Origin of the sequence: Glutamicibacter sp. AOP38-B1-38, from assembly GCF_052377485.1 — a bacterium.
Taxonomy (GTDB): domain Bacteria; phylum Actinomycetota; class Actinomycetes; order Actinomycetales; family Micrococcaceae; genus Glutamicibacter.
The window spans coordinates 87382-113180 of the sequence record NZ_JBQSWU010000013.1 but is presented as its reverse complement, the minus strand read 5'-3'; the positions used below and the strand labels follow the sequence as shown (position 1 = coordinate 113180).

The 25799-nt window shown below is 62.6% G+C and carries 23 protein-coding genes; 10 read left to right on the top strand and 13 right to left on the bottom strand.

Annotated features, from left to right (window positions below; all coding sequences use genetic code 11):
• Positions 1 to 73 precede the first annotated feature (73 nt).
• Complete coding sequence (locus tag ACT3TP_RS09715; RefSeq protein WP_444620482.1) at positions 74 to 1042, top strand: quinone oxidoreductase family protein; 969 nt, start codon at positions 74 to 76, stop codon at positions 1040 to 1042.
• Positions 1043 to 1133: 91 nt separating this feature from the next.
• Here the strand turns inward: ACT3TP_RS09715 and ACT3TP_RS09710 are convergent, their stop codons facing one another.
• Complete coding sequence (locus ACT3TP_RS09710; protein ID WP_444620481.1) at positions 1134 to 4511, bottom strand: AAA family ATPase; 3378 nt, start codon at positions 4509 to 4511, stop codon at positions 1134 to 1136.
• Between the two features lie 361 nt (positions 4512 to 4872).
• Positions 4873 to 6360, bottom strand: a complete 1488-nt coding sequence (locus ACT3TP_RS09705) for a DUF5129 domain-containing protein (RefSeq protein ID WP_444620480.1) — start codon at positions 6358 to 6360, stop codon at positions 4873 to 4875.
• Positions 6361 to 6678: 318 nt separating this feature from the next.
• Between ACT3TP_RS09705 and ACT3TP_RS09700 the strand changes: the two genes are divergently transcribed.
• From ACT3TP_RS09700 to ACT3TP_RS09665, 8 genes are all read left to right on the top strand, one after another.
• Positions 6679 to 10599: a Pls/PosA family non-ribosomal peptide synthetase gene (locus tag ACT3TP_RS09700; RefSeq protein ID WP_444620479.1), complete on the top strand. Its 3921-nt coding sequence runs from the start codon at positions 6679 to 6681 to the stop codon at positions 10597 to 10599.
• A gap of 11 nt (positions 10600 to 10610) precedes the next feature.
• Positions 10611 to 11915, top strand: a complete 1305-nt coding sequence (locus ACT3TP_RS09695; RefSeq protein WP_096288018.1) for a M1 family metallopeptidase — start codon at positions 10611 to 10613, stop codon at positions 11913 to 11915.
• Between the two features lie 211 nt (positions 11916 to 12126).
• Positions 12127 to 12480: a PadR family transcriptional regulator gene (locus tag ACT3TP_RS09690; RefSeq protein WP_096288020.1), complete on the top strand. Its 354-nt coding sequence runs from the start codon at positions 12127 to 12129 to the stop codon at positions 12478 to 12480.
• Positions 12477 to 12845: a DUF1048 domain-containing protein gene (locus ACT3TP_RS09685; protein ID WP_096288022.1), complete on the top strand. Its 369-nt coding sequence runs from the start codon at positions 12477 to 12479 to the stop codon at positions 12843 to 12845. The genes ACT3TP_RS09690 and ACT3TP_RS09685 overlap by 4 nt, the downstream gene beginning before the upstream one ends.
• Positions 12842 to 13621 (top strand): ABC transporter ATP-binding protein, encoded by a 780-nt coding sequence (locus tag ACT3TP_RS09680; RefSeq protein ID WP_096288024.1) that lies wholly within the window; start codon positions 12842 to 12844, stop codon positions 13619 to 13621. The genes ACT3TP_RS09685 and ACT3TP_RS09680 overlap by 4 nt, the downstream gene beginning before the upstream one ends.
• Complete coding sequence (locus ACT3TP_RS09675; RefSeq protein WP_096288026.1) at positions 13618 to 14382, top strand: ABC transporter permease; 765 nt, start codon at positions 13618 to 13620, stop codon at positions 14380 to 14382. The genes ACT3TP_RS09680 and ACT3TP_RS09675 overlap by 4 nt, the downstream gene beginning before the upstream one ends.
• 279 nt (positions 14383 to 14661) lie before the next feature.
• Positions 14662 to 15558: a polyphosphate kinase 2 gene (gene ppk2, locus ACT3TP_RS09670; RefSeq protein WP_096288028.1), complete on the top strand. Its 897-nt coding sequence runs from the start codon at positions 14662 to 14664 to the stop codon at positions 15556 to 15558.
• A gap of 100 nt (positions 15559 to 15658) precedes the next feature.
• Positions 15659 to 16090: a VOC family protein gene (locus ACT3TP_RS09665; protein ID WP_444620478.1), complete on the top strand. Its 432-nt coding sequence runs from the start codon at positions 15659 to 15661 to the stop codon at positions 16088 to 16090.
• Positions 16091 to 16116: 26 nt separating this feature from the next.
• On the opposite strand, the gene ACT3TP_RS09660 is transcribed toward ACT3TP_RS09665, so the two are convergent.
• Together ACT3TP_RS09660 and ACT3TP_RS09655 are read right to left on the bottom strand one after the other, a co-directional pair.
• On the bottom strand, positions 16117 to 16392 hold the full coding sequence (locus tag ACT3TP_RS09660; RefSeq protein WP_444620477.1) for a hypothetical protein: 276 nt from the start codon (positions 16390 to 16392) through the stop codon (positions 16117 to 16119).
• A 7-nt stretch (positions 16393 to 16399) separates the two neighbouring features.
• Positions 16400 to 16723 (bottom strand): antibiotic biosynthesis monooxygenase family protein, encoded by a 324-nt coding sequence (locus ACT3TP_RS09655; protein ID WP_096288034.1) that lies wholly within the window; start codon positions 16721 to 16723, stop codon positions 16400 to 16402.
• A 238-nt stretch (positions 16724 to 16961) separates the two neighbouring features.
• Here ACT3TP_RS09655 and ACT3TP_RS09650 point away from each other — a divergent pair, with 238 nt between their 5' ends.
• Positions 16962 to 17375: a hypothetical protein gene (locus ACT3TP_RS09650; protein ID WP_096288036.1), complete on the top strand. Its 414-nt coding sequence runs from the start codon at positions 16962 to 16964 to the stop codon at positions 17373 to 17375.
• Between the two features lie 12 nt (positions 17376 to 17387).
• Here ACT3TP_RS09650 and ACT3TP_RS09645 read toward each other — a convergent pair whose 3' ends face one another.
• From ACT3TP_RS09645 to infC, 9 genes are all read right to left on the bottom strand, one after another.
• The gene (locus ACT3TP_RS09645; protein ID WP_096288038.1) at positions 17388 to 17618 is read right to left on the bottom strand and encodes a hypothetical protein; all 231 of its coding nucleotides are present in this window, start codon (positions 17616 to 17618) and stop codon (positions 17388 to 17390) included.
• Positions 17619 to 17796: 178 nt separating this feature from the next.
• Positions 17797 to 20337, bottom strand: coding sequence for a phenylalanine--tRNA ligase subunit beta (gene pheT, locus ACT3TP_RS09640; protein WP_444620476.1), 2541 nt, complete (start codon positions 20335 to 20337; stop codon positions 17797 to 17799).
• Positions 20338 to 20340: 3 nt separating this feature from the next.
• Positions 20341 to 21420, bottom strand: coding sequence for a phenylalanine--tRNA ligase subunit alpha (locus ACT3TP_RS09635; RefSeq protein ID WP_096288042.1), 1080 nt, complete (start codon positions 21418 to 21420; stop codon positions 20341 to 20343).
• 116 nt (positions 21421 to 21536) lie between these two features.
• Complete coding sequence (locus ACT3TP_RS09630; RefSeq protein WP_096288044.1) at positions 21537 to 22187, bottom strand: LppM family (lipo)protein; 651 nt, start codon at positions 22185 to 22187, stop codon at positions 21537 to 21539.
• Positions 22188 to 22263: 76 nt separating this feature from the next.
• Positions 22264 to 22698 carry a (deoxy)nucleoside triphosphate pyrophosphohydrolase gene (locus tag ACT3TP_RS09625; protein ID WP_096288046.1) on the bottom strand — a complete coding sequence of 145 codons (435 nt, stop codon included), beginning with the start codon at positions 22696 to 22698 and terminating at the stop codon, positions 22264 to 22266.
• Between the two features lie 18 nt (positions 22699 to 22716).
• Complete coding sequence (locus ACT3TP_RS09620; RefSeq protein ID WP_444620475.1) at positions 22717 to 23589, bottom strand: TrmH family RNA methyltransferase; 873 nt, start codon at positions 23587 to 23589, stop codon at positions 22717 to 22719.
• 112 nt (positions 23590 to 23701) lie between these two features.
• Positions 23702 to 24364 (bottom strand): 50S ribosomal protein L20, sunset domain variant, encoded by a 663-nt coding sequence (gene rplT / locus ACT3TP_RS09615; RefSeq protein WP_096288050.1) that lies wholly within the window; start codon positions 24362 to 24364, stop codon positions 23702 to 23704.
• Between the two features lie 103 nt (positions 24365 to 24467).
• Positions 24468 to 24662, bottom strand: coding sequence for a 50S ribosomal protein L35 (gene rpmI, locus ACT3TP_RS09610; protein WP_096288052.1), 195 nt, complete (start codon positions 24660 to 24662; stop codon positions 24468 to 24470).
• Positions 24663 to 24829: 167 nt separating this feature from the next.
• Positions 24830 to 25480 (bottom strand): translation initiation factor IF-3, encoded by a 651-nt coding sequence (infC, locus tag ACT3TP_RS09605; protein WP_374954800.1) that lies wholly within the window; start codon positions 25478 to 25480, stop codon positions 24830 to 24832.
• Positions 25481 to 25799: the final 319 nt, after the last annotated feature.

Genomic DNA, 25799 nt, shown 5'->3' with positions numbered 1-25799 from the left:
ACCCTTCAGACCTAAACTAGTTACCAGGAGCCGTCAGCCATATGGCAAGGGACAAAGATTGGAAGCGCATCGCATGAATCAGAAGAGCATACTCGTCCCCCACGCAGGTGGGCCCGAAGTTTTGGAGCTCGGCGAAACCCAAATCCCTGCCCCGGGCGCCGGACAGGTGCTCGTCAAGGTCGAGGCCGCCGGGGTGAACTTCATTGAAACCTATCAGCGCTCGGGAGTCTACGCCGTGGACTATCCGTTCACCCCGGGCAGCGAGTTCTCCGGCACCGTCACCCAGGTCGGTGAGGACGTGCGCCATTTGAAGGTCGGCGACCGGGTCGCCACCGCCAGCGGCGCAAAGGGCTATGCCCAATACACCGTGGTCAACGCGGCCGAGCTGGGCAAGGTGCCCGACAAGGTCGACCTGCGATTGGCCGCGGCGCTCCCCCTGCAGGGCATGACCTCGCACTACCTGACGCATTCGAGTTACCTGGTGCGTTCGGGCGATGTCATCCTCAGCTACGCCGGCGCCGGCGGAGTGGGGCTGCTGCTCACCCAGATCCTGAAGATGAAGGGCGCCACCGTCATCACTACCGCCTCCACCCAGGAGAAGAAGGATCTGGCCCGCGCCGCCGGAGCAGACTACGTGGTGGATTATGACCAGGTCGAAGCCACCGTGGACAAGGTCACCGGCGGGGTGGGCGCGCACGCGGTCTACGACGGCATCGGCAAGGACACCTTCGAAACCTCGCTGAAGGTGCTCAAGCGCCGCGGCACGCTGGTGCTCTTCGGCGGGGCCAGCGGGCAGGTGCCGCCCTTTGATCTGCAGCGGCTGAATGCGGCCGGGTCGCTGAGCGTGACCCGGCCGAAGCTCGCGGACTTCCTGGCCACCGACGAGGAACGTGCTTGGCGCTTCGGCGACGTCTTCGGCTGGGCCGCCAGCGGGGACTTGGATGTCCGCGTCGGACAGAAATTCGCGCTGGCCGACGCGCGTGAGGCGCATGCCGCGTTGGAATCACGCAAAACCACCGGCAAGGTGCTGCTCGTTCCCTAAACAGGGCCGGCAGGCATTCCAATGCCCGATGGACCAGCGAATCCATCGGGCATTGTTGCTCGTCTTCAGATTTTGGCCAACAACCGGGCGCTCATTGACCCATCTTGCGGATTAGTTCCGTGGAAATATATTTCATCTGCTGAGCTGAAATATGGTTAGTCGCCACGTAATCTATGTGCTCGGATTCAACTCGTTCCACGAAGTTACGAGCCCACCTGCCATTTGCCCGCGCTCCCGGATCCAACGAGGCGTAGGCCGACATCACTGTGTCGGCAAGGGCGTCGGGGTCAAAACTCCAATTCCGCGCCAACAGGTCTTGGACTATCTGAGCGATCTCCGCTGGGGAGTAATCGAGGAATTCAATCCGCAGAGGAATACGCGAGGGCAACCCCGGATTCGCCTTAAGGAACCGCTCCATACTCTCGGTGTAGCCAGCGAAGATTGCCACAAATTTGTCGCGGTCTTCCTCCAATCGGGTCACGAAGGTTTCCACTGCTTGGCGGCCGAAGTCACTATGTGAACCATCGGTTAGCTGGTAGGCCTCATCGACGAACAGCACTCCACCCATGGCCTCCTCAATGACTCGGCTCGTTTGTTCTTCTGTATGTCCGACCCATTTACCGACCAGTTGCGCACGGTCCACTGTCTTGACTGTGGGAGATTCGAGTAGCCCGAGGTTAAAGAAAATTTGACCGATGAGCTTGGCGACAGTGGTCTTTCCAGTTCCAGGGTTTCCTGCGAAGACCATGTGGTACGACGGGCGGGCGATCACTTCGCCTAGCTGCTGGCGCTGTTGGTCGATCTTTACCCGGTTCACCAGCTTTCTCACCCATTGCTTGACGTTGCCCAGCCCCACCAGTCGGTCGAGTTCGGCCAATAATTCATCGACTTTCTGCTGCTTCGCTTGTGCATCTCCGCCTAGTAGAGCCTCGAAATCCGCCGCGGTAATATGCGTGAGGGCTGCTTCGTCGTGACTCGGCTGGCCAAAGACCCGCCCTGCCATCTGCTTTACGAGCTCTTCGTTAAAGTTACGCACCCATCGACCGTTGCTCCGATCGGCGGCTTGGCCGTACTTTTGTGTGACCGTGCGACGATACAGCTGCTCGTCGACGGTGTAGTCGGCTTCCAGAAGGCTCCGGTAGCCGATCTCGGCAATTTCCAGCGCACTGTAGTCTTCAAAATCGAATCGGTTTGGAATGCGGGATTTCAGTCCCGGATTCATGTTCAAGAAGTCTTGCATCTGGTTCGCATAGCCGGCAAAGATCACTACGATGCTTTCCCTATGGTTCTCCATGTAGGCAAGGATTGTGTCGACGGCTTCCTGTCCAAAGGAATTTCCTTCCTTCTGATGCAATGAATATGCTTCGTCAACGAACAATATTCCGCCGCGGGCCTTGTCTAAGGCCTTCTGCGTCATGATCGCGGATGCGCCGAGATGCTGACCGACCAGATCCGGGCGCCCGACTTCAATGAAGTTGTTTTTCTCGATTGCACCTGCGGCGTATAGCGCATCACCGAGCATTCGAGCGACGGTGGTTTTGCCAGTTCCGGGGTTCCCGAGGAATAAGCTGTGCATGCTAATTCCAGTTGTTTTGAGTCCTTGTTCTTGGCGCATTTTATTGAACTGAACCATCTGGGTGAAAGTGGCAATTTGTTGCTTGACGGTCCGCAAACCCGTGAGATTATCGAGTTCCGTTAGCGGATTCGCCTCAGTGCTTTGGGCTACTTCACTTTTGGCCGACGTATCTGAATTGGTCCTGTCGTTCTGAGCCAGCTGCTGGCTGGACGCGTCACTGCTCGGCTCGACTGAAACGACTGGGCCGGTTTCCTGCAACATTTCGGTGTCTAGGTTTCGAATTTCGACGGCATTACCCGTGACATCCAGAATCGCATCGTCTTCACCCAACACACCAACCGTTGCGGTGTCCGGTGATTTCAAGTCCTTAATGGCTAAAGTACTCTCGGAAACATAGATTTCGGCATAGGTCGCCTCAGGTTTCACCTCGGCGCCACGCACCGTGGAATTCGATTTGACTACCATCGCCCGCATATTGCATTCGTTAACTTGAATTGTCAGCACACCGTGCGATTTCACGGTCGATCCTGTTTCGGCCCAGAGGCGATAGGCGCTACAGTCCACGAGCTGACCCTGACCGGCATTCCAGAAGTTCACCCATCCAAGGAACGAGTTCTCGGCCTCCAGCCTGGCGCCATCGCCGATATCCACCGATCCAGCCACCGCGCTGCTGTCGGCTGCGATTCGGCAATCGCTCATCTGCACGAGACCCTCTATGGCGACGACCGCAGGTTTTTCCGCGCCCGGAGCTGGCTGAATAATGACGTTCACGAGATTGACCGACTCGTCGCCCGCGACGAAGACCGCATTGCTGGCAGCCTTGGGCCGGATGGTCAGGTTCGAAACCCTGATGTTTGCCTTGTCCATGATTCTGATTCCGCCATGGAGAATCGTGCGTTCGGCCCTACCTCGACCAGCGATGTCCGCGCCCATCAGAATAAAGTGTTCATATTGCTCGAGGAAGTATTCGCCCTCTTCGAGCATGATGGTGTCCCCTTTATTCAGCTTCGGGGCCACCGCATTGGCGAAGTCACGCGCGTCTTTGAGATCCCATAGAATCACCTTAGGCTTCTGGACGGTTGGCATCGGTGGTTCCACCGGTTGAGGCTCCGCAGTCGACGTGTCCAAATTCTTTGTGGCCGTTCCCACCGCGGGAATGTCAATCCTGGCAGCGTTCTTGGTGACTAAGAGATATTTTTGCCCCTCGCGCACAAGAACGTTCCCGATCTTCAGGTAACCATCTTGGCAATAGCCCTCTAAGGGTTCGCTCTGGGCACGCAATAACTCGATACTGCAGGCGGATTCGCCTTCGATTCGCAAGGAGCGACGCCCCTCGGCCGGGTGTAATTCTAAAAACCCTGCGCAATCAACTCGGCTGCGTTCGAGTGCGACTATCGCAAAGCTGAACACATTCGAGGTAGTTGCCTTGCTCGCTGTCAAGGTCAGCAGCCCAATCCCTGAATCCTTGGCGAACAACACGCTATTCGACGATGCTTCGATGCTGGAGGCTGCTCGATCAGTGAATACATTGCTGTCAACCATGGAAACCGTGCTGGAACTGGCATATATCGCTGGGTACTTCCCTGCAGGTTCGCCATGAATTTGGCTGGATTGAAGTTCCAGCTGGGAATCCCTTACTGTCAACGCGTTGTCATAAGGCGGAGCTTGAATCGTGACGTTAGCAATTTGGCAGGTTCCCTGAATGCTCAGTTGACCGAAAATGACTACCTTGCTCGAATCGCCAAGACCGGTGATTTTTAGGTTGGATAAGGATACGGAGTCAACTACGTACTCCCCTTCCTTGAGCTGAAGCTCGTCGCCCTGTTTAGCCCGCCGAAGTGCATCCGTCAGGCTCAGCCCAAACCGGCCATTGCTTACGCGTATCTTTGCCACGAATTTTGCTCCTACCACGTGTTCATTTCGTTCATGGACTGGTCTATTCAATTTATCTCAGGTGGTTTAGAACACATCTTGGATGACCAGAAACTACTTAAGCGGCGCCGACTTCTGGCATCGATCGCTTCATACATCGCAGCCAGGCCTCGCATCGGGCCTACTGAATCCTCCTTGGCCAGTGGCAAGGTACTGCTCGTTGCGTAACCACTCGGTTCAATCTGCGAAAGGCTTCCGTTCAGCGCCAGCTGCCGGCCGTCGTCGTCTACTCAGGAACCAGCCTGTGAGACCGACTTTCCCCTCGATACAGCTGATTGCTTGGTTTTGAAGCTCTCGCAGTCCAACATGGCCGGAATAACATCTAGAATCGCGAGGATCCCCCGGCGCCGGAGAAGCTGCCGCCGCCGGAATAGCCGTGGGAGACGCCCGAGGAGCTGGCGGCCTCCCGGGAGGTGTCCACCGCGTTGACCCCGGTGGCGTACCCTGCGTGGTAGGAGTTCACCCGCCAGAACATCGAAGCCGGGTAGATCACATCGAGAATGGATCCCGAACGGCTCGCGCCGGTGCTGTCGTAGCGGGAGTGGCGCAGCGCTTCGTGCATCTCCTGCTTCTCTTCGGCGCTCGACGCATAGACCTCGACCTGCGCGCTGGCGTAGGCATCGAGCCGTTCGGTGAGCTGGCTGCGCAGTTCGGACAACTGATCAAGGGCGGTATCCACGTCGAGCTTTTCGGCCTTCAGCTCGTTGCCCAGATCTGCTACGGCCCGTTGTGCGCTGAAGGAGTAGGAATCCAGCGCGGCGGCTGCGGCCTGCAGCTCTTCCGGCGCCTCTTCGATCAGCGCGGGCAGCTCGGCCAGGTCTTCGAGCAGGGGTGCGGTTTGGCGGCGCCAGGCATCCTCCCACGCGGCGCCGCGGGTGTAGAGGGCCGCGGCGTCGTTGATCGCATCGTCGGTGAGGTCCAAGGCCTGGGCGCTGGCGTGGAATTCCTTGGCGCGGGCCACCCCGGGGCCGCTTGAACGCAGCTTCTTGCTCGCCTGCGCCAGCTCTTGCTGCGTGGTGAAGCAAGCGCGGTAGGTGGCGGCAAAGTCGGCGAAACGGCGTTCGAGCTCCGCGGCGTGGTGCGAGTCGCCAGGCAAGGTGCGCGCGGATAGTTCGGTGGCATCCAGGTCCATGGTCACATTGGTCAGGTGCGCGCTGCCCGATTCCAGCTGCTCGGCGAAACTCTTCCGCCGCCCCGAACGCACCGCGAGCGCTATGCCGGTACCTCCAATGGCGCCCAGGCTCCCCAGCCCTACGGTCCAGCCGAGCGCCGGATGCCGATACCAGGGGCGGTTGATGATGTTCGCGCCGCGCGTGGCGACGGCGATAATTCCGTCGGACCAGCGGGCCTGGTTAAAATCCTCGGAGCCTGCCTCGTGGATCGAGCGCATCTGAGAGTCGGATACCTTGCGGTCTTCGCCGAAGTAGGTCCCGATCTGGCCATCCCCAGGGCCCTCCACGGACAGCGTGATGATGAAGTAACCATCGGCCCAGTAGTCGCCGTAGTCCTCGGGGGCCTGCGAGATCCATTCGGGGTGCGCGCTGCGGGCGTGGCGCAGCGTCTCGGTGTTGATGTCATCCGCGTACTGGCCTTCGCGCGAATACACGGCGACCTTGGTGGGCTCGTTGAAGTCGATCTGGCCCACTGCGTCGCGCAGCTTCTGCTCGTTGAGCACGTTCGCGGTGTCATCGATGGTGATCGAATCCAGGCTGGTTCCCTCCGCCTGCGCCGCGGGCGGCACGGCGAGGAACAGCAGCGTGGCGGCGGCCGCCGCGGCGAGTGCACGGCGTGGAGACTTGAGCTGGCGCATGGAGAATTCCTCCCAGACAGATGATGCGAATTATTCCGAACGTTAGGCCAATAGCTCCATCCTAACGGCCGGCACGGGGTAGCTGCGCAGCCCGCGGAACGCCGCGGCGCGCTGCCAGGAGGAGCAGCACTGTGATTCCAGCGACCAATTGCCCCTTCAACTTCCCGGTAAGCGGTCCGAGGGTATTTAATGAGTTATGGACGTCGCAACGTCCGATCCCCCTCCAGGATCCGTACCCCCTTTTCCGAGAGTTCACTCCCCCTGAGCGCTCGAACCACTTGTGCATGACACTTTAGTGAAGGGACGGATCCGCCAAGTATGGACTCCGTAAATAGTTCAAAGACCGAGGAGCCTGGGCTCCACTCGCCCCAGTTCCCTTCGGGTGCGCTAGCTCCTGCCGAGCGCACCCTCATCGACATTCTGCAGGTCACCGCCACGGCGCATCCCGACGCGCCGGCCATTGACGACGGCGAACGCAGCGAAAGCTACGCGGAGCTGATCGAAGAGGTCAAGGCGAAGGCCCGCGCCCTGCATGAACACGGGCTGGGTGCCGGGGACCGGATCGGCGTGCGCGTCCCCTCGGGCACCCGCCAGCTCTACGAATGGATCCTCGCGATTCTCTGGGTCGGTGCCGCCTATGTACCGGTCGACGCGGACGATCCGGATGAGCGGGCGAAGGTGGTTTTCACCGAGGCCGAGGTCGCCGGCATCGTGAAGGGCCTGGAGGAGATCGTGGTTTCCGCCGATCGCCCCGCCCCCTTCCCGAACCCGCGCGCGCCGCAGCTGGATGACGACGCGTGGATCATCTTCACCTCCGGCTCCACCGGCAAGCCCAAGGGAGTGGCGGTCTCCCACCGATCGGCCGCCGCCTTTGTGGATGCCGAAGCTCAAATGTTCCTGCCCGAAGACCCGCTGAACACCTCGGACCGTGTGCTGGCAGGACTGTCGGTGGCCTTCGATGCGTCCTGCGAGGAGATGTGGATCGCCTGGCGCAATGGCTCCTGCCTGGTTCCCGCCCCGCGGGCGCTGGTGCGCAGCGGCATGGATCTGGGCCCGTGGCTGATCTCCCGCTCCATTACCGCGGTCTCCACGGTGCCCACGCTCGCCGCCCTGTGGCCGTCGCAGGCGCTGGAGTCCGTGCGCCTGCTGATCTTCGGCGGCGAAGCCTGCCCGCCGGAGCTTGCCGGACGTCTGGCCACCGCGGGCCGCGAGGTGTGGAACACCTATGGCCCGACCGAGGCCACCGTGGTGGCCTGCGGCGCCACCATGGACGGCAGCCTGCCGGTGCGCATCGGCCTGCCGCTGGCCGGCTGGGACCTGGCGGTAGTGGACGCCGAGGGGATCCCCGTCGCCGAAGGCGAAACCGGGGAGCTGATCATCGGCGGGGTGGGCCTGGCCCGCTATCTGGACCCGGAAAAAGACGCCGAGAAGTACGCGCCCATGCCCACCCTGGGCTGGGACCGCGCCTACCGCTCGGGCGACGTGGTGGTCAATGACCGGCTGGGACTGGTCTTCATCGGACGCGTGGACGACCAGGTGAAGATCGGTGGCCGGCGCATCGAACTGGGCGAAATCGACGCGGCGCTGAACTCGCTCGACGGTGTGTCCAGCGCCGCGGTGGCGGTGCGCGAAACCAGTACCGGAAACAAGCTGCTTGTCGGCTATCTGGCCGCCGACGCGGACTATGACCTGGATGCCGCACGCACCGAACTGCTCAAGGATCTGCCCGCGGCGATGGTGCCGCTGCTCACCGTGGTGGACAGCATGCCGATGAAAACCAGTGGCAAGGTGGACCGCAACGCGCTGCCGTGGCCGCTGGCGGGGACCGAATCCGAGCAGCCCGGCGAGGAGCTGACCGGGTTGGATGAGACCGGCGACTTCGTGGCCCGGGCCTGGAAGGGCGCGCTCGGCATGGCGGCCTCCAGCGCCGATGCCGACTTCTTCGGCTCCGGCGGCGGCTCGCTCTCGGCAGCCCAGCTGGTCTCCGCTTTGCGCGCCCGCTACCCGGACCTGACGGTCGCCGAGCTCTACGACTACCCGCGCTTCGGCGCGCTGGTGGAATACCTCGGCGGACAGCAGGTCAACGACGAGGTCATCGAGCCTCGCATCGTCAAGCGCACCAAGCGCATCACCCAAATCACCCAGACGCTGCTCGCGGTGCCGCTGTTCATCCTCTCCGGCCTGCGTTGGTTCACCTACCTGATGCTCGGTCACTGGTTCCTGCTCAGCGTGGGAATCCTCGAAGCGCAGCTGCCGATTCCGTGGTATTCGATTCTCGCCTCCTGGCTGATCTTCGTGACCCCGGCCGGGCGCATGGGGCTCTCGATCCTGGCCAGCAAGCTCTTGCTGCGCGGGCTGCAACCGGGAACCTATCAGCGTTCGGGCTCGATGCACCTGCGCTTGTGGCTGGCGCAGCACATTTCCGACGTGGTGGATCCGATTTCCCTGGCCAGCGCTCCGCTGCTGCCTTGGTATGCGCGCATGCTGGGCGCAAATATCGACAAATCCGCCACCATGCACACGCTTCCTCCGGTGACCGGAATGCTCACCGTCGGACCGGGGGCCACCTTGGAGCCCGAGGTCGATGTCTCCGGCTACTGGATCGACGGCGACCAGGTGCACGTGGGCCACGTGAGCGTCGGCGACTTCGCCTCCGTCGGCGCCCGCTCCACGCTGCTCCCCGGCGCGGTTGTGGCCGCGCAGACCATCGTGGAAGCCGGATCCGCCGTCTACGGCGAAACCCGCGAGAACTCGCGCTATGCCGGGTCCCCGGCCGTCCGCGAGGGGCGCGCCAAACCTCGCTGGCCCGAAGCAGTACCCGCGTACCGCCTCCTTCCGCGCGTACTGGGCGCGGCCGGTTCGATATTGCTTAACCTCTTGCAGTGGCTGCCGGTGGTATTGGCGGTGCTGGCGGTGGCCCCGATGCTGCGTGCCGAGGAATCGCTGACCTCGATCGGCTGGAAGTTCCTCCCCGCGGTGCTGCTCGCCGCGCTGGTGTGGTTCCTGTCCATGATGGCGCTGATCATCGTCGAGGTGCGATTGCTGTCCATTGGCCTGGTCGAAGGCTGGCATCCGGTCACCTCCCGGGTCGGCTGGCAGGCGTGGGCGACCGAACGCGTGCTGGATACCGCCCGCGATGCGCTCTTCCCGCTCTACGCTTCATTGTTCACCCCGGTGTGGCTGCGGCTGCTCGGCGCCAAGGTGGGCCGTGACGTGGAAATCTCCACGGTGCTGCTGATCCCGAAGATGACCACCATCGCCTCGGGCGCGTTCTTGGCCGATGACACCATGGTCGCCTCCTACGAATTGGGCGGCGGCTGGATGCACATCGCCCCGGTGCGCGTAGGCAAAAAGGCGTTCCTCGGCAACTCCGGCATCTTGCATGCCGGCCGCCGGGTGCCCAAGCGTTCGCTGATTGCGGTGCTTTCGGCGACCCCACGGAAGATGAAGGCCGGAACTTCCTGGATCGGATCTCCCCCGCATAAGCTGCGCCGCACCACGGTGGATGCCGAATCCGAGCGCACCTACCAGCCGCCGATGAAGCTCAAGGTCATGCGTGCGGCCTGGGAGCTCTCCCGTTGCCTGGCGGTATTCACCACGGTCGGCATCGCCGCCGGAGTGCTCTGGGCGCTGTCCGCGCTGGTGACCCACGTGAACCCGCTGTCCGCCGCACTGCTCTCCGGCGCGGTACTGGTCTTGGCCGGAGCTCTCGCCGCATTCACCGCGTTGGCCGCCAAATGGCTGGTGGTCGGGGTGATCCGCCCGGGCGAACACACGCTGTGGAGCTCGTTCATCTGGCGTACCGAAATGGTCGCCTCTTTTGTGGAGCTGGTCTGCGCCCAGTGGTTTGCGCGTCTGGCCTCCGGCACCCCGGCGCTGGTCTGGTTCCTGCGCGCGCAGGGCGCAAAGATCGGGCACGGGGTGTGGTGTGAAAGCTACTGGTTCCCGGAGGCAGATCTGGTCACCTTGGAAGATCACGCGACGGTGAACCGCGGCAGCGTATTGCAGACCCACCTGTTCCACGACCGCATCATGTCCATTGACACGGTCACCCTCGGGGCCGGTGCCACGCTCGGCCCGCACAGCGTCATCCTGCCGGCTGCGAAGATCTCCGATGGCACCACCACCGGACCGGCTTCGCTGGTGCTGCGCGGCGAGGTGCTGCCAGCAAATACCTACTGGCGCGGCAATCCGGCGGTACGCTGGAACATCACGCCCGACGAATCACAGACAGTATAGGACCGCGCCGGATGCCCCAGAAGATCTTGGATGAATACACCAAGCACCACGGTTCGGCCGCGTACACCGTGGACCACTACGACCTGGAACTGACCTGCAAGCTCGCCAGCAACCTGCTCGAAGGCAAGGCGGTGCTGCACCTGCGCGCGCTCCAGGACTTGGACACCGTGCAATTGAACCTGCACGGGCTGCGCGTGCTGAAGGCCACCTGCCAAGGCAAAAAGGCCCAGGTCTCCAAGCGCAACCACCGCATCGAGGTGCAGCTGCCGAGCCGCTTGGCCGCCGGCGAGCGCACCGAGTTGACCCTGCGCTATGCAGGCAACCCCGGGGTGCAGAACGGTATCTGGGGCGAGGTCGGCTGGGAAGAGCTGACCGATGGGGTGCTCGTTTCCGGTCAGCCGACCGGCGCGGCGACCTGGTTCCCCTGCAACGACCACCCGAGCCACAAATCCACCTACCGCTTCTCCATCGCCACCGACGCCGGCTACCGGGCAGTGGCCAACGGCGAACTGATCAACCATTCACGCGCCGCCAGCCGTGACACCTGGGTCTACGAGCAGCGCGAACCGATGACCAGCTACCTGGCTACCTTGCAGATCGGCCGCTATTCGGAGATCCCCTTCGACGAGGAGCGGCATCTGGTGGCCTATGCGGTGCCCGGCATGGATCTGAAGGTCCGCGGGGCCTTCGGCAAACAGACCGAGATGGCAGAGGTCTTCGAACGGCACTTCGGCCCGTACCCCTTCGAGAGCTACAAGATCGTGGTGGTCAACGACGAGCTGGAGATCCCGCTCGAGGCCCAGGGGCTGAGCATCTTCGGGCTGAACCACCTGTCCATGGATTGGGAGGCGCAGCGCCTGATCGCCCACGAATTCTCCCACCAGTGGTGGGGCAACTCGCTGACCCTGAAGCATTGGAAGGACATCTGGCTGCACGAGGGCTTCGCCTGCTTCAGCGAGTGGCTGTATTCCGAAGCCGCCGGGGTTATGCCCATGGCCGAACGTGCCCGGCTGGCCTGGGAGCTGCTCGACGGGCAGGACCAGGATTTGGCCATCGGGGATCCGGGGGCCAAGGACATGTTCGATGACCGCGTGTACAAGCGTGGCGCGATGGCGCTGTTCGCGCTGCTCGGAGAGCTAGGCACCGAAACCTTCTACGCGATGCTCAAGGAGTGGGTGGCTGCCCGAAGCCACGGGCACGTGGACACCGAGGCGTTCATCGCGCACGCCCAGGGTTTCGCCCCCGACGCACTGGATGTCCCCGCCCTGCTGCGGCCGTGGCTGTACGACCTGCAGCTGCCGGTTTTCCCACGCTAGCGCGTCGCATAGAGCACCACCTGCGAACCGTCGAGTCTTCTCGGCGGTTCGTTTCTTTAAGCGCAGTTGCGCAATGCTCCATGAGTCTACCCGGTTGCATCTTCGGATTCTGCGTGCCAAAAACTTCGCTATTCGGTATTGCCATCTACCAGTAGTCGGCGATACTATCTACTGGTAGTCATTATCACTAGATAGCGTTTGGAAGGCCTCTATGGCAAAGCAGATGACCGAGTTGCTCAAGGGCACCCTGGAGGGGATCGTCTTGGCGATCTTGGATGAGTCCCCGGCCTACGGATACGAAATCACCGCACGGCTGCGCGGCAAAGGGCTCAGCGACATCGTCGAAGGAACCGTCTACGCCCTGCTGATCCGCTTGGAGAAACGCGGCCAGGTAGACGTGGAAAAGGTGCCCTCGGAAAAGGGGCCACCGCGCAAGGTCTACACCTTGAACGCGATGGGCCGCGATTACCTCGAAGAGTTCTGGAAGAGCTGGTTCTTCCTCTCCGAACGCATCGAAGCATTGCACACAAATTACACCAACCACGCAGAAGGAAAATCCTCATGAGTACCAAATGGTACGAAGTTCTCACCGGCCAGCTGCAGCAGAAAAAGCAGTACAAGGATGCCAAGGCCCGCTTGGACGCCCTGCCCGAGCCCTACCGCACAACAGCTACGGCGTTGAATCGCTACTTCATGTATTTCGGCGGTATCACCGACGGGGACACCATCGTGCAGATGTTCATCGACCACGCTGACCTGTGGGAGCGAGCCTCCATCGACCGGCTTCCGCTCAGTGAAGTTGTTGGCGAGGACCCAGTGGAATTCGCTGAAAACTTCACTCAGTCCTACGGAGGAAAACAATGGATCGACAAAGAACGCGCCCGGCTGATCAAGGCAGTTCAGGACGCGAAACGAAGCGAAGAGTCATGAACACCGAAGGTGCGCGCACCGCAATCAGCGTCCGCGGGCTGAAAAAATCATATAAGGATCTCCAAGTGCTCCGCGGAATTGACCTGGAGGTAAATCCCGGAGAGATCCTCGCATTACTCGGCTCGAACGGCGCCGGGAAAACCACACTCGTGCGGATACTTTCCACGTTGCTGACCGCAGATGCGGGCAGCGCGAGCGTCGCCGGTTTTGATATTGCCGCCCAGCCGCACCAGGTCCGCGAAACGATCAGCCTGACCGGTCAATTCGCCGCCATCGATCCGGTGCTCAGCGGCCGCGAAAATCTAGTATTGATGGCGCAGCTGCGTCATCTGGAACACCCTCGCCAGCATGCCAAGGAGCTGTTGGAACGGTTTGCGCTCAGCGAAGCTGGCGACCGGAAGGCCGCGACCTATTCCGGTGGAATGAGTCGCCGGCTAGACATTGCGATGAGCCTGATTGGGAATCCACACATCATTTTCTTGGACGAGCCAACCACCGGCTTGGATCCGCAGGCACGCTTGGAGGTCTGGGACACCGTACGCCGGCTCGCCGCGGACGGAACTACCGTGCTGCTGACCACGCAGTACCTCGATGAGGCCGAACAGCTGGCGGATCGTATCGCGATCTTGCACCGGGGAATCATCATTCAAAACGGGACCCTTGGCCAGCTCAAGGACTTGCTGCCGCCGGCCCACGTTGAATATGTGGAGAAGCAGCCTTCCTTGGAGGACGTGTTCCTCGCTCTGGTCGGCGCCCCGGATCAGGAGCCGTCATGACCGCCCACGCCCTGCACGACACCGGCGTACTCACCGGACGCTCGCTGCGTCATATCCTGCGCAGTCCCGACACGATCATCACCACAGCGATCACCCCGATCGCCATGATGCTGTTGTTCGTTTATGTGCTCGGAGGTGCAATTAATACCGGCACCGATGGCTCCTACATCAACTACCTGTTACCCGGGATCCTGCTGATCACCATTGCCTCGGGTATTGCGTATACCGCCTACCGGCTGTTCCTGGACTTGCAAGGCGGCATCTTTGAACGCTTCCAATCCATGCCGATCTCCCGATCCAGCGTGTTGTGGGCGCATGTATTCACCTCGCTGCTCGCAAACCTGGTATCGATCGCCATCGTCATCGGGGTGGGGCTGCTGATGGGCTTCCGCTCCCAAGCCTCGATCGGGGGCTGGTTGGCGATAGTGGGGATTCTGGTGCTCTTCGTCTTGGCGTTGACTTGGCTCGCGGTCATCGCAGGGCTGAGCGCGAAGACCGTAGATGGGGCCAGCGCGTTCAGCTACCCGTTGATCTTCGCCCCATTCATCAGTTCCGCTTTTGTGCCTACCGCCTCGATGCCCTCTCCGGTGGCCTGGTTCGCCGAACACCAGCCGGTGACCTCCATCGTTGACACACTTCGGGACTTATTTTCCGGGCAGCCAGTTGGACAAGAAATCTGGGTGGCGCTGGCCTGGCTGCTGGGAATCCTAGTGATCGCGTACTCGCTGGCGAACCTGATCTATCGCCGTAAAATCAGGTAGCTGCGAGGGTAAGAAATAAGAGCATCGCGAGCAGACCGGAGCGTGCTCCCCGCGGGCCCTGGACACCGGGGCATACAAGAACATTCGATCGGCTCATCGAGCGTCCGACGGCGAGCACTACCGGGATTCGCCTTGGAGCCCCGCCTCGAAGTTCGCGCCCTGCAGCACGATTAGTTCTTTCTCCTACCCGCCAAAGAGTTTTAATCACATCTTCCCTTTTCAAGCTCTGGTTTCCCAATTGTTCATATTGTGTTAACCGGCAAAAATTAGGCTGGGGCCATGACGGTTGAACTCCCCCTCCTCGAAGAGGCTTTCCACGGATATTCGGTTTTGGACAATGACGACGACGACCCGGTCTTAGTTCGCGCCGACGGGAGCATCGTGGACACTTGGCGGGAAGACTACCCGTACGAGGCCAAGATGGACCGTGTCACCTACGACGCGGAGAAGCGAGCGTTGCAGATCGAACTGCTGAAGCTGCAAAAGTGGCTCAAGGTGCATGGTCGACGGCTGATGATCGTTTTTGAGGGCCGCGATGCCGCCGGCAAAGGCGGCACGATCAAGCGGTTCGCCGAGCATCTGAACCCCCGCGGCGCTCGTGTTGTCGCGCTCGAAAAGCCGACGGAGCGCGAATCCAGCCAGTGGTACTACCAGCGCTACATCGAGCATTTCCCGACCGCCGGGGAGATCGTGCTCTTTGACAGGTCCTGGTACAACCGCGCCGGGGTGGAACGCGTGATGGGGTTCTCCACGCAAAACCAGGTGGAGCATTTCCTGGAGCAGACCCCGCATTTCGAGCGGCTGCTCGTCGAGGAGGGCATCGACCTGGTGAAATTCTGGTTCTCCGTCTCCGCCGGCGAACAGCTGACCCGCTTCACGATTCGCCGGATCGACCCGGTGCGCCAGTGGAAGCTCTCCCCCATGGACCTGGCCTCGCTGGACAAGTGGGATGATTACACGGCCGCGAAGAAGCAGATGTTCTTGAAGACCGATACCGAGCACGCCCCGTGGACGGTGGTGAAGTCCAACGACAAGAAGCGCGCCCGGTTGCAGGCGATGCGCCACGTGCTGAACCTCTTCGAATACAAGGGCAAGGACCACGAGCTGGTCGGCACCCCGGACCCGAAGATCGTCGGCCGCGCGGCGCGGGTTATCAACCACGGCGAGGAGTTCTAGCGCCGGCCCTTGTGCCTCGGCCGCAGCCGGCACTACGCTGGGGCAACCGAGAAACACCACCGCCGGATGCCGGCGGAATTCCCAGCGCGAAGGAACGATCATGGCCGATCCCGCCGAAACCGTACGGCGGGCTGCGGCGCCCGCGCCCTATGTGCTCTTCCCCGGCACCGCCCGGGAAGCCTTGGGCCGCTACGCGCAGATCTTCGGCGGGAAGCTCTCGCTATTCAGCTACGCGGAATTCTCCCGCGCAGATGGCGCCGGCGAGGCGATCGCCCACGGCATGCTCGACGGCGTGGTCACCCTCTTCGGGGCGGACGCCGCCGAAGGGGAAAAGTCCGTGGCCATGCAGGGGCTGATGCTTTCGCTGCTGGGAACCGCGGCCCCGGAGGTTTTGCACGGCTGGTTCGACCAGCTCGCGCAGGATGGCGAGGTGATCGATCCGCTCGCGGCTAAGCCGTGGGGCGCGACCGACGGGCAGGTTGTGGACCGCTTCGGACTGCACTGGCTGATCGGCTACGAACCCGAAGGCTAGGCCCCTCCGGAGCGCGACGGCATGCTTTATGAGGGCAGCGGATTCCCGTACGGATAATCCACCCAGACCCCATCGCCGCTCTCGGGGCAGTGCCGCTCGGCCCCGTTGCGCACGCAATGCGTGTCCGCCGGGTAGCGGTGCCCCTGCGTCAGCTTGCCGAATTCGATCGATCCCAGATCGGATACCTCGCGCCCGTCTCGGTAGCGCAGCGCGTAGTTGAAATAGCGGAAGCGGCGCTTGGTGAACCGGCGGATCCCGGACACTGCCGAGGCGCGCACCGCAACGGGCAGCTCAAGACTCATGTTGCCATCATTCCGCGTGGCCGGACGCGTCGAATCCGCTGGCGACGACCGTGGTGAAATGCTCAACGACGGGGAACGGCTCGTAGAAGTGATGCAGCGCCTGCTTCCACCGCTGGTATTCCGGCGAACGGCGAAAGCCCTCGGTGTGGGCCGCAACCGACACCCAGCGCACCAGCAGCAGATAGTCTCCCGGGGATTCGATCGAACGCGATAGCTCCAAGTTCGCGAACCCCGGTTGGCACTCGATCAGCTTTCGCGCCTCGGCGAAGGCGGCCTCGAATTCTGCTTCCCGACCTTGTCGGACAGGAAGTATTGCGTGTTCCAGGATCATTCTCTGAGCCTAGCAATTCGCGGTTTAGCGGATCCTATGTGACGCTCCGCGGCCCGCCGTCGCGAGGGCTAAGCTGCCCACCGCTCGCTTCGTGGGCCCCGTTTCACGAGCTCACGCGCAGAAGCTGCGATGCGGGATCTTGGCTGGCTCCGCTGCCCTATCCAGATGCGGCGGCTCTGCCTATGCTGGGAGGCGTAGGTCCCATGCCGCGTCCAACAATACGAAGGAAGGCATCCTGTTGGAAGCAGAGACCCTCATGCTCGCCGGAATTCTTTTGCTGTCGCTGATCGTGGTGACCACCGGCGGGCAGTTGCTGCTCAGGATCACCACCGGTGCGCTGTACGCCAATGAGCTGCAGAAGTCCTGGTTTCGTGCCGGGCACGCGCATGCCGGCGTGCTGCTCGTGCTCGCCCTGGCGCTGCTTCCCTACACCGATCATTTCGCCACGGAGAACTTCTTCGGCTCTGTGGCTCGGCTCGGCGTACCAGTTGCCGCAATCTTGATGCCGGCGGGATTTTTCCTCAGCGTCATCGGCAAGGACCCGCAAAAGCCCAGCAAGCTAGCTTGGCTGATCGCGGTCGGGGCCACTTCGCTCATTGCGGGCCTGCTCGCCGCGGGAATCCTGGCCATTCAAGCCGGGGCCGGCGGCTAATCCATCGGGGGTCTAGGATCCGAGCTCGTCTCCGGGAAGCGTGGCGCGTGGCCCCAAGGGCCGGTGGGATTCTTCTTCCCACTCCATCGTAGGTGTGGGTGGATCATCCAGATGCACGCCGGCGCCTCGTTGGATCATGGTGACCGCTCCCATCGCCAGGAATACCGCTACGGCCACCGCCGCGATGCCGAGCACCAGGATCAGCAAGACGGCGCCGAGGCGCGAAGCTACGCGTGAGCCCATGGGATACCGCCTTCCGAGTCTGCCATAAACGCTAATTCTATCGGTACGCGCCGGCTTCGGCCGGGACAACGGCAGAAACTTTCGGCCTGTTCACCCATTTTTCATCCGGAAACGGCAAACGCCCCGAGATTTCCGCGGGCTGCGGATCTCTCGGGGCGTTGGGCGTGCTATGCCTGGCTTAACGCTGGGTGGCGCCGAACTTCTCGGTAGCCAGGGCCACCGCGGCGGCGCGCGCCTCGGAGGCTTCATCGGCGGTCAGCGTGCGATCCTCGGAGCGGAAGCGCAGCCCGAAAGCCAGCGACTTCTTGCCGTCCTCGATGCCCTTGCCCTGGTAGACATCGAATAGGGCGATGTCTTCGAGCAGGGCACCGGCGCCTTCGCGCAGGGTGCGCAGCACGTCTCCGGCGACAACGTGCTCGTCCACGATCAGCGCGACATCCTGAGTGGCCAGCGGCTGGGTGGACAGGTGCTGTGCGACGACCACGGCGGGAGCGGCGGCCATCAGTGCGGTGGCGTTCAGCTCCATGGCGACCGTGCGGGCCGGCAGATCGGCGTCCTTGAGCAGCTGCGGGTGCAGTTCACCGGCGTAGCCGATGACTTCTCCGTTGAGCTTCAGTGCCGCGACGCGGCCCGGGTGGAAGGCCTGGTGGCTGCCCTGGGCAACCTCCAGCGGGGATCCGAGCAGGTCCGCGATCGTGCGTGCGGTATCCAGCGCGTCGGCCCAGTCCCAGGCGCGCGGGGTGAACCCGACGCCTGCGGCGGCCTCGTGGCCGGTGAAGACCGCGGCCACATGCCACGGCTGCTCCGGCACCCCGCCGAACAGCTCGGCAAGTACCTCATCGCTTGGCTTCACGCCCAGCGGAGGCAGCACCGAAGAGCCCAGCCGTTCGCCCGGCAGGAACACCAAGCCGCCCTCGTAGAGGGCCAGATCGCGGAATCCGCGGCCCAGGTTGCGCCGTGCGGTGTCCAGCAGGCCCGGCAGCATCGAGGTGCGCAGGAAACGGAATTCCTTGGAGATCGGGTTGGCCAGGGTCACCGCGTCGACCGTGGTTCCGGCCACCGGTGCGCCGAAGGCGTTGTTCTGCGCTGCGGAGACGAACGGGTAGGACAGGATTTCGGTCAGTCCGAAGTCGGCCAGGCCCTGCAGGAGGCGGCGGCGCTGGGACTGGGCGCGAGTCAGGCCGCGGCCCGGAGGGGCCACCGGCAGGGTCGCGGGGATCTGGTCGTAGCCGACCACGCGGGCGACCTCTTCGACCAGGTCTTCCTTGATCGCCAGGTCAGGGCGCCAGCTCGGTGCGGTGACCGCAAAACCGGCGGCGTTCTGCACGACGGACGCACCAATGCCTTCCAGCGCCTCGATGGTCTGCGCGTCGGTGTACGGCACCCCGATCAGGCGTTCGGCGTATCCGGCCGGCAATTCGATCACCGTGGCCGCCGGGATTTCGCCGGCGTCGGTGACCCGCGCGGTCTCGGTGCCGCCGGCGAGCTCGACCAGCAGGTCCACGGCACGCTGTGCGGCGATCTGCATCACCTGCGGGTCAACTCCGCGCTCGAAACGCTTGGAAGCTTCCGAGGGCAGCTTGTGGCGGCGGCGCGAGCGGGCGATGGAGACCGCGTCGAAGTGCGCGGCCTCGATCAGCACGCGGCCGGTCTCAGAGCTGACCTCGGTGGTGGCCCCGCCCATGACGCCGGCGATGCCGATGGCCCCTGATTGATCGGTGATCAGCAGGTCCTCCACGTGCAGTTCGCGCTCCTTGGCATCCAGGGTGGTGAGCTTCTCCCCGGGGTTCGCCCGGCGCACGGTGATGGCTCCGGTGAGCTTGTCCGCATCGTAGAAGTGCAGCGGCGCGCCGAGTTCGAGCATCACGTAGTTCGAAATGTCCACGATCAGCGAGATCGAGCGCATGCCGGCCAGCTGCAGGCGCGAAGCCATCCAGCGCGGGGTCGGACGGCTCGGGTCGACGCCGGTGACTTCGCGGGTTACGAAGCGGGTGCAGCCTGGCACGCCGTAGATCGGGGCGCTGTCTTCCAGCACGACCCGGTGCCCGGCCTCGGCGGCCGGGGTGACCTTCACGGTGGTGGCCGGGTCGGTGAACGAGGTGCCGGTGGCCAGCGCGTATTCGCGGGCGGCGCCGCGGATCGAGAAGCAGTAGCCGCGGTCCGGGGTCACATTGATCTCGGCGGCTTGGTCGGTCAGCCCGAACAGCTCCATGACGTCGGTGCCCAGCTCCGGGTCCAAGCCCAGGGTGGAGAGCACCATGATGCCGTCGTGGTCCTCGCCGATGCCCAGCTCGCGGGAAGAGGCGATCATGCCGGCCGAGACGTGGCCGTAGGTCTTGCGCGGGGTGATCTTGAAGTCCCCGGGCAGCACCGCGCCGGGCAGGGTGACAACAACTTTGTCGCCCTCCACGAAGTTGTGCGCGCCGCAGATGATGCCCTGCACCCCGGATGGCTCGATGCCCTTGCCGGTCAGCGGCTGCTCCTGGCCTTCTGGAACCACGCGGACCTGGCACCAGTTGATGGTCTTGCCGTTGGTCTGCTCCTCCTTAACCAGGGAGAGCACCTGGCCGACGACAATCGGGCCGGACAGGGTGTCGGAGGGACGGTGCACGTCCTCTTCCTCGAGGCCGACCTTGACCAGGTCTGCCATGATGTCTTCGGCCGAGGCATCGGCCGGTACCTGCGCATACTCGCGCAGCCATGAAAGCGGAATACGCATAACCTAGATCTCCATCCCGAAGTGCTGGCTGAAACGGACGTCGCCCTCGATCATGTCGTGCATGTCGGGAACGTCGTTGCGGAACATGAGCGTGCGCTCGATGCCCATGCCGAAGGCGAAGCCGGAGTACTCTTCCGGATCGATGCCGGCGGCGCGCAGCACATTCGGGTTGATCATGCCGCAGCCTCCCCACTCGATCCAGCGCGGTCCGCCCTTGGCGCCCGGGTGCCAGATATCGAGCTCGGCGCTCGGCTCGGTGAACGGGAAGTAAGCCGGGCGCAGGCGGATCTGTGCCTCGGCGCCGAACATCTGGCGGGCGAAGTGCTCCAGTGTGCCGCGCAGATCGGCCATGGTCAGGCCCTTGTCCACGGCCAGTCCTTCGAACTGGTGGAAGACCGGGGTGTGCGTGGCGTCCAGCTCATCGGTGCGGAAGGTGCGTCCCGGGCAGAGCACGTAGACCGGCACCTCGCGCTCCAGCATCGAGCGGACCTGCACCGGGGAGGTGTGGGTGCGCAATACCAGGTGCGCGTCGGCGGGCTCGATGAAGAAGGTGTCCTGCATCTCGCGGGCAGGATGGTCCGGCTTGAAGTTCAGCGCGTCGAAGTTGAACCATTCGGATTCCACCTCGGGGCCTTCGGCGATTTCCCAGCCCATGCCGACGAAGATGTCCGAGACGCGGTCCTGCAGGACCGAGAGCGGGTGGCGGGCGCCGGCACGGCGGCGCCGCGGCGCGGCGGTGACATCGACCGTTTCCTCGATCAGGATGCGGGCGGCTTCGGCTTCCTCGAGCACCTCGGTGCGCGCGGCCAGGGCCTTGTTGACGCGGCCGCGGGCGCCACCGACGAGCTTGCCAGCTACGGCCTTCTCGGTTTTGTCCAGCTTGCCGATCTGGCGGTTGGCCAGCGACAGGGCGGACTTCTCCCCGGTGTGCGCCAGCCGTGCGTCTTTAAGTTCGGTCAGGTCGCCGGCGGTTTCGATGGCTGCTAGTGCCGCCTGGACCGCGGCGTTGATGCCTGCTTCATCGGTCGGATGCGGGACGCTTTGGTCCGTCTCCGTTGCCTCTTGGGTTGTCTGATCAGACATGGGATCGATCGATCCTTCTCTTCGCTCGTGGAACTCTTGGTTCCTATTCTATTGGCTAGGGCCCGCCAACGTTTCAACGATGACGGGCCCGGGCCGTGAAGATGCTTACGATTCGCTTAGTGGCCGCTCGGGTCCTTGGCACCCTTCGGCGCAAAGGCCAGGACAATGATCAGCACGAGCACCAGCAGGGCGCCGCCGAAGATCACCGAGTAGAACAACGCGTAGTTGGCGCTGCCGGTGGCCTTGTATTCCTCGGCGCCGGCCATCATATCGAAGGCTACCGAGTGGTGCTCGATCTCGCCCGCAGAGTGCGAAACAACCTTGCCCGGGAAGCTGACTACCAGGTTTGCCTCGGTGAACTGTTCGTTGACCACGACTTCTCCGGCACCGGGCATCGAGAACTCAAATTCGCCGCCCTTGTCGGTCAGCGAGATTGGGAAGCCGAAGGTATTGAAGGCATCCTGCAGCTGAACGAAGTTCATCTTGCCGACGGTTTCGAAACGCAGTCCGACGTTCTCCCCGTCGTCGACGGTGGTGTAGCTCCACTGCTCGCCGAGGATCTGATCCAGTTCATCGGTATTCAGCTGGCTGGCCAGCACGTCTTCGAAGGGCTGGCCCTGCAGGTTTTCCTGATGAGTGGTGACCTGCAGCGCACCGGTGGCCTGATCGGCACCGGTCACATTGACTTCAGCGTTCATGTTGACGCATCCGGACAAGGCCAGGATTGCGGTAAATACCAGCGCGAGAACGCCAAGAAGTCTTTTCACTCGGATTGCTCCTCAAGTTTATTGATTGATTATCTACATTTTGCCGACACTGGGCACTTGTTCCAGCTTACGCGGTTTAGAGCGCGCGCCCTGCATGGGCTTGAGCCAGGCAGGCGGCGACGATCGGAGCGTCCGCTTCGATCCACGGCACCGCGGTGCCCAGCGATTCGTCCAGTGCCAGCCAGGCCAATTGGTCGTGCCCGTCGAGCGTGTCAGGGGTGCCGGAGCTGATGGTGGCGAACCAGACCCGCATGGCGGCCTGTTCGTTCAGCGCCCAGCCCTGCGTGAGCGGGCCGGTTATTTCGGCGCCGAGCGTCAGCTGCACGCCGAGCTCCTCGCGCAGCTCTCGATGCACCGCCTCGATATCCGACTCCCCCGGTTCGACCTTGCCACCGGGAAACTCCCAAAGGCCGGCCAAGACTGCCGGGCGGTTGCGCCGGGCGGCCAGCATTTTTGTCGGCGAGGCGAAGCTATCGACGATGGCTACGGCGACGATCTGTTTCAGATTCATGGAGGTGTTCCTTGGGCTTTAGCGTTGGGCGCGGGCCGAGGCATACAGGCAAACCGTCGCGGCGGTGCTCACGTTCAGCGATTCGGCCACCCCATAGAGCGGCACCGCGACCTTGTACCCGGCCAGGTCCTTTTCCTGCTCGTCGAGCCCCTGCCCCTCATTGCCGAAGAGCCAGATGGTGGGCCGCTCGAGCACCGGTTCATGCTCAGGCAGATCGGCTCCACTCCCCGCGCGCAGTACCGCCGCATCCTGCAGAGTGTCCAGGTTGTGGGCAGCGTAGCCATCGGCCGCGAGCACTTGCAGGCGTTCCCCGGCGGCAACGATGAATTCGTCGAGGTCGACGTCGCTGAGCACCGGCAAGTGGAAGAGCGAGCCGACGGTGGAGCGAACGGCCTTCGGATTGTAGATGTCGACGCTGTCCTTGGTCAGGATCACCGCGTCGGCACCCGCCGCATCGGCGGCACGCAGAATGGTTCCGGCATTGCCCGGATCCTGAATTCGGCAGAGCACCGCGATCAGCTTGGGGTTGCTGGCCAGCACCTCGGGAAGCTGCGGCTGGGACATTGCGACGACCGCGAGGATGCCTTGCGGGTTCTTCGTATCCGCCATCGCCGAGATGACATCGCCGGTGACAAAATAGGTGCGCACCTTGGCCGCGTCGAGCAAAGCCGTAAATTCTTCGTGGCGCTCCAGGAAACCCGGGACCACGTAAACCTCTTGGACCAGCTGGTCGTTGGAACGGTGCGCCACCAGCGCCTCGCGGACCGCTTGCGGGCCTTCGGCAAGGAATTCGCCGGTTGCCTCACGGCCCTTGCGGTGGGCCAGGCGGGCGACCGCCTTGACTCGGTCGGCGCGCGGATTGGACATCACGTCTGGGGGAAAGCTCGTCATTATTCGAGAATACCGGTAGAAGCACCGAAGGGTGGGTTCCGCACTATGTGCGGCACCCACCCTACGGTGTGATCTGTCCTACCTGAGGCTTAGCTCAAAGGGAGAAACGGATTTACTTCATCTGCTGGCGGGATTCTCCACCAGCTGGCTCGAAGCCTGCGCCCTTGGCAGCTTCGGTCGAGTTGAACCAGAACTCGGCCTCGGTCTGCTCGTACCAGGTCGAGCCTGGGACGTGGTACTTGTTCGATCCGGCGTTGCCCTTGATGACGAAGCCTTCTGGTGCGTCCTGACCTTCAACGGCCTTGATCACGCCTTCGCCTTCGACGCTCTTGGCTGCTGGTGCAGCTGCGGCCTTTGGAGCCTTGGCAGCCTTTGGTGCGGAAGCTGGTGCTTCTGCGCCGCGAGGAGCGTTGACATCTGCCGGAAGAGCGTCCTTTGCAACCTTGACCAAGGTAGCGAAAGCGTTCGAGTCCGAAACAGCCAGCTCGGAGAGCATGCGACGGTCAACCTCGACCTCAGCGGCCTTCAGGCCCTGGATCAGACGGTTGTAGGTCAGGCCGTTGGCGCGGGATGCAGCGTTGATACGCTGGATCCACAGGCGACGGAAGTCGCCCTTGCGCTTACGGCGGTCGTTGAAGCTGTAAACGAACGAGTGGAGCAGCTGCTCCTTGGCCTTACGGTACAGGCGCGAACGCTGACCGCGGTAACCCTTTGCGCGTTCCAGAACGACGCGACGCTTCTTATGGGCGTTTACTGCCCGCTTCACACGTGCCACGTGTGTACTCCTTCAAGTCAGTTCCTCCCACCCGGGATAACCAGGTGAAAGCGAAATCTATGGTTGTTGGGGTTGTGCTTCCCCGAATTGCGAAAGGGAGAGCTTAGAGGCCCAGCATCCGCTTGATGGTCTTCACATCGGCCTTAGCTACCAGCTGGTCAGAAGCCAGGCGGCGCGTGACGCGCGAGGACTTGTGCTCCAGGTAGTGACGACGGTTGGCCTGCTGGCGCTTGAGCTTGCCGCTACCAGTCAGCTTGAAGCGCTTCTTGGCGCCACTGTGAGTCTTGAACTTCGGCATAGCTGCCGTTCTCCTAACGTGCTCCACATAAATCGTGAGATCTGTGGGGATCATCCGAAGCGGGCCTCTTGGCAAGGTGACCGCTGCTGTTCTCTTGTAGTTGGACCTTCGCAAGGAAGATCCTTCACCGTTTCCGATGACGGGCCCGGAGGCCCAACATGCTTGGGCTAGGCTTCGCCTTCAGCCGCGTTGCGAGCCTGCTCCAGCTTCGCGAGAGCTTCATCATCCATCGCTGCTGCGACGTTCTGACCCTCGGTCTCTTCTGGAGCGTCGGTGCGGATCTTGCGCTTCGCGCTTTCCCGGCCACCCGACTTCTGCTGCTGTTCGCGGCGAGCCTCTGCCTTGTTCTTCAGCGGACCGACAACCATGACCATGTTTCGGCCATCGATGCGAGGTGTGGACTCTACGAGCCCGACCTCTGCTACGTCTGCTGCAAACTTTTCTAGCAAGCGAATGCCCATCTCTGGGCGCTGCTGCTCACGTCCACGGAACTGGATCATGGCCTTGACCTTGTCGCCTGCACCTAAGAAGCGCAGTGCGTGGCCGACCTTGGTCTCGTAGTCGTGGGTGTCGATCTTCAGGCGGAAGCGAACTTCCTTCAGGATCGTGTTGGTCTGGTTCTTACGAGCTTCACGAGCCTTGACAGCGGCTTCGTACTTAAACTTGCCGAAGTCCATCAGTTTGCATACAGGAGGCTTGGCGGTCGGTGCCACCTCGACCAAGTCCAGATCGGACTCGACAGCGAGTCGGAGTGCGTCCTCGATGCGGACGATTCCTACCTGCTCACCATTGGGGCCGACGAGACGTACCTCTGGCACGCGAATGCGCTCATTAATGCGTGGATCGCTGATGTGTCACTCCTGATTTTCGTAAGTCACTTACTCGCAAATGAAGAAGGCCCCCGTCTGCGAAGTGCAGGCGAAGGCCAAAAGATAGACGACACAATAGTTTTACGATATTTCCCCGTAAAACTATTTCCGGATACTCATAAATATCCTGCCGAATTACCCGGAAGCCTAAGCGGCTACTGCGGGTGGGAGTTGGCCTCCACTTGCATGGCTCAACACTGATCTCTTGGTGACATCATCCGGATACCGGACGCTCTCAAGTACCTGTATTGAGTCGGTCTGTGACAAG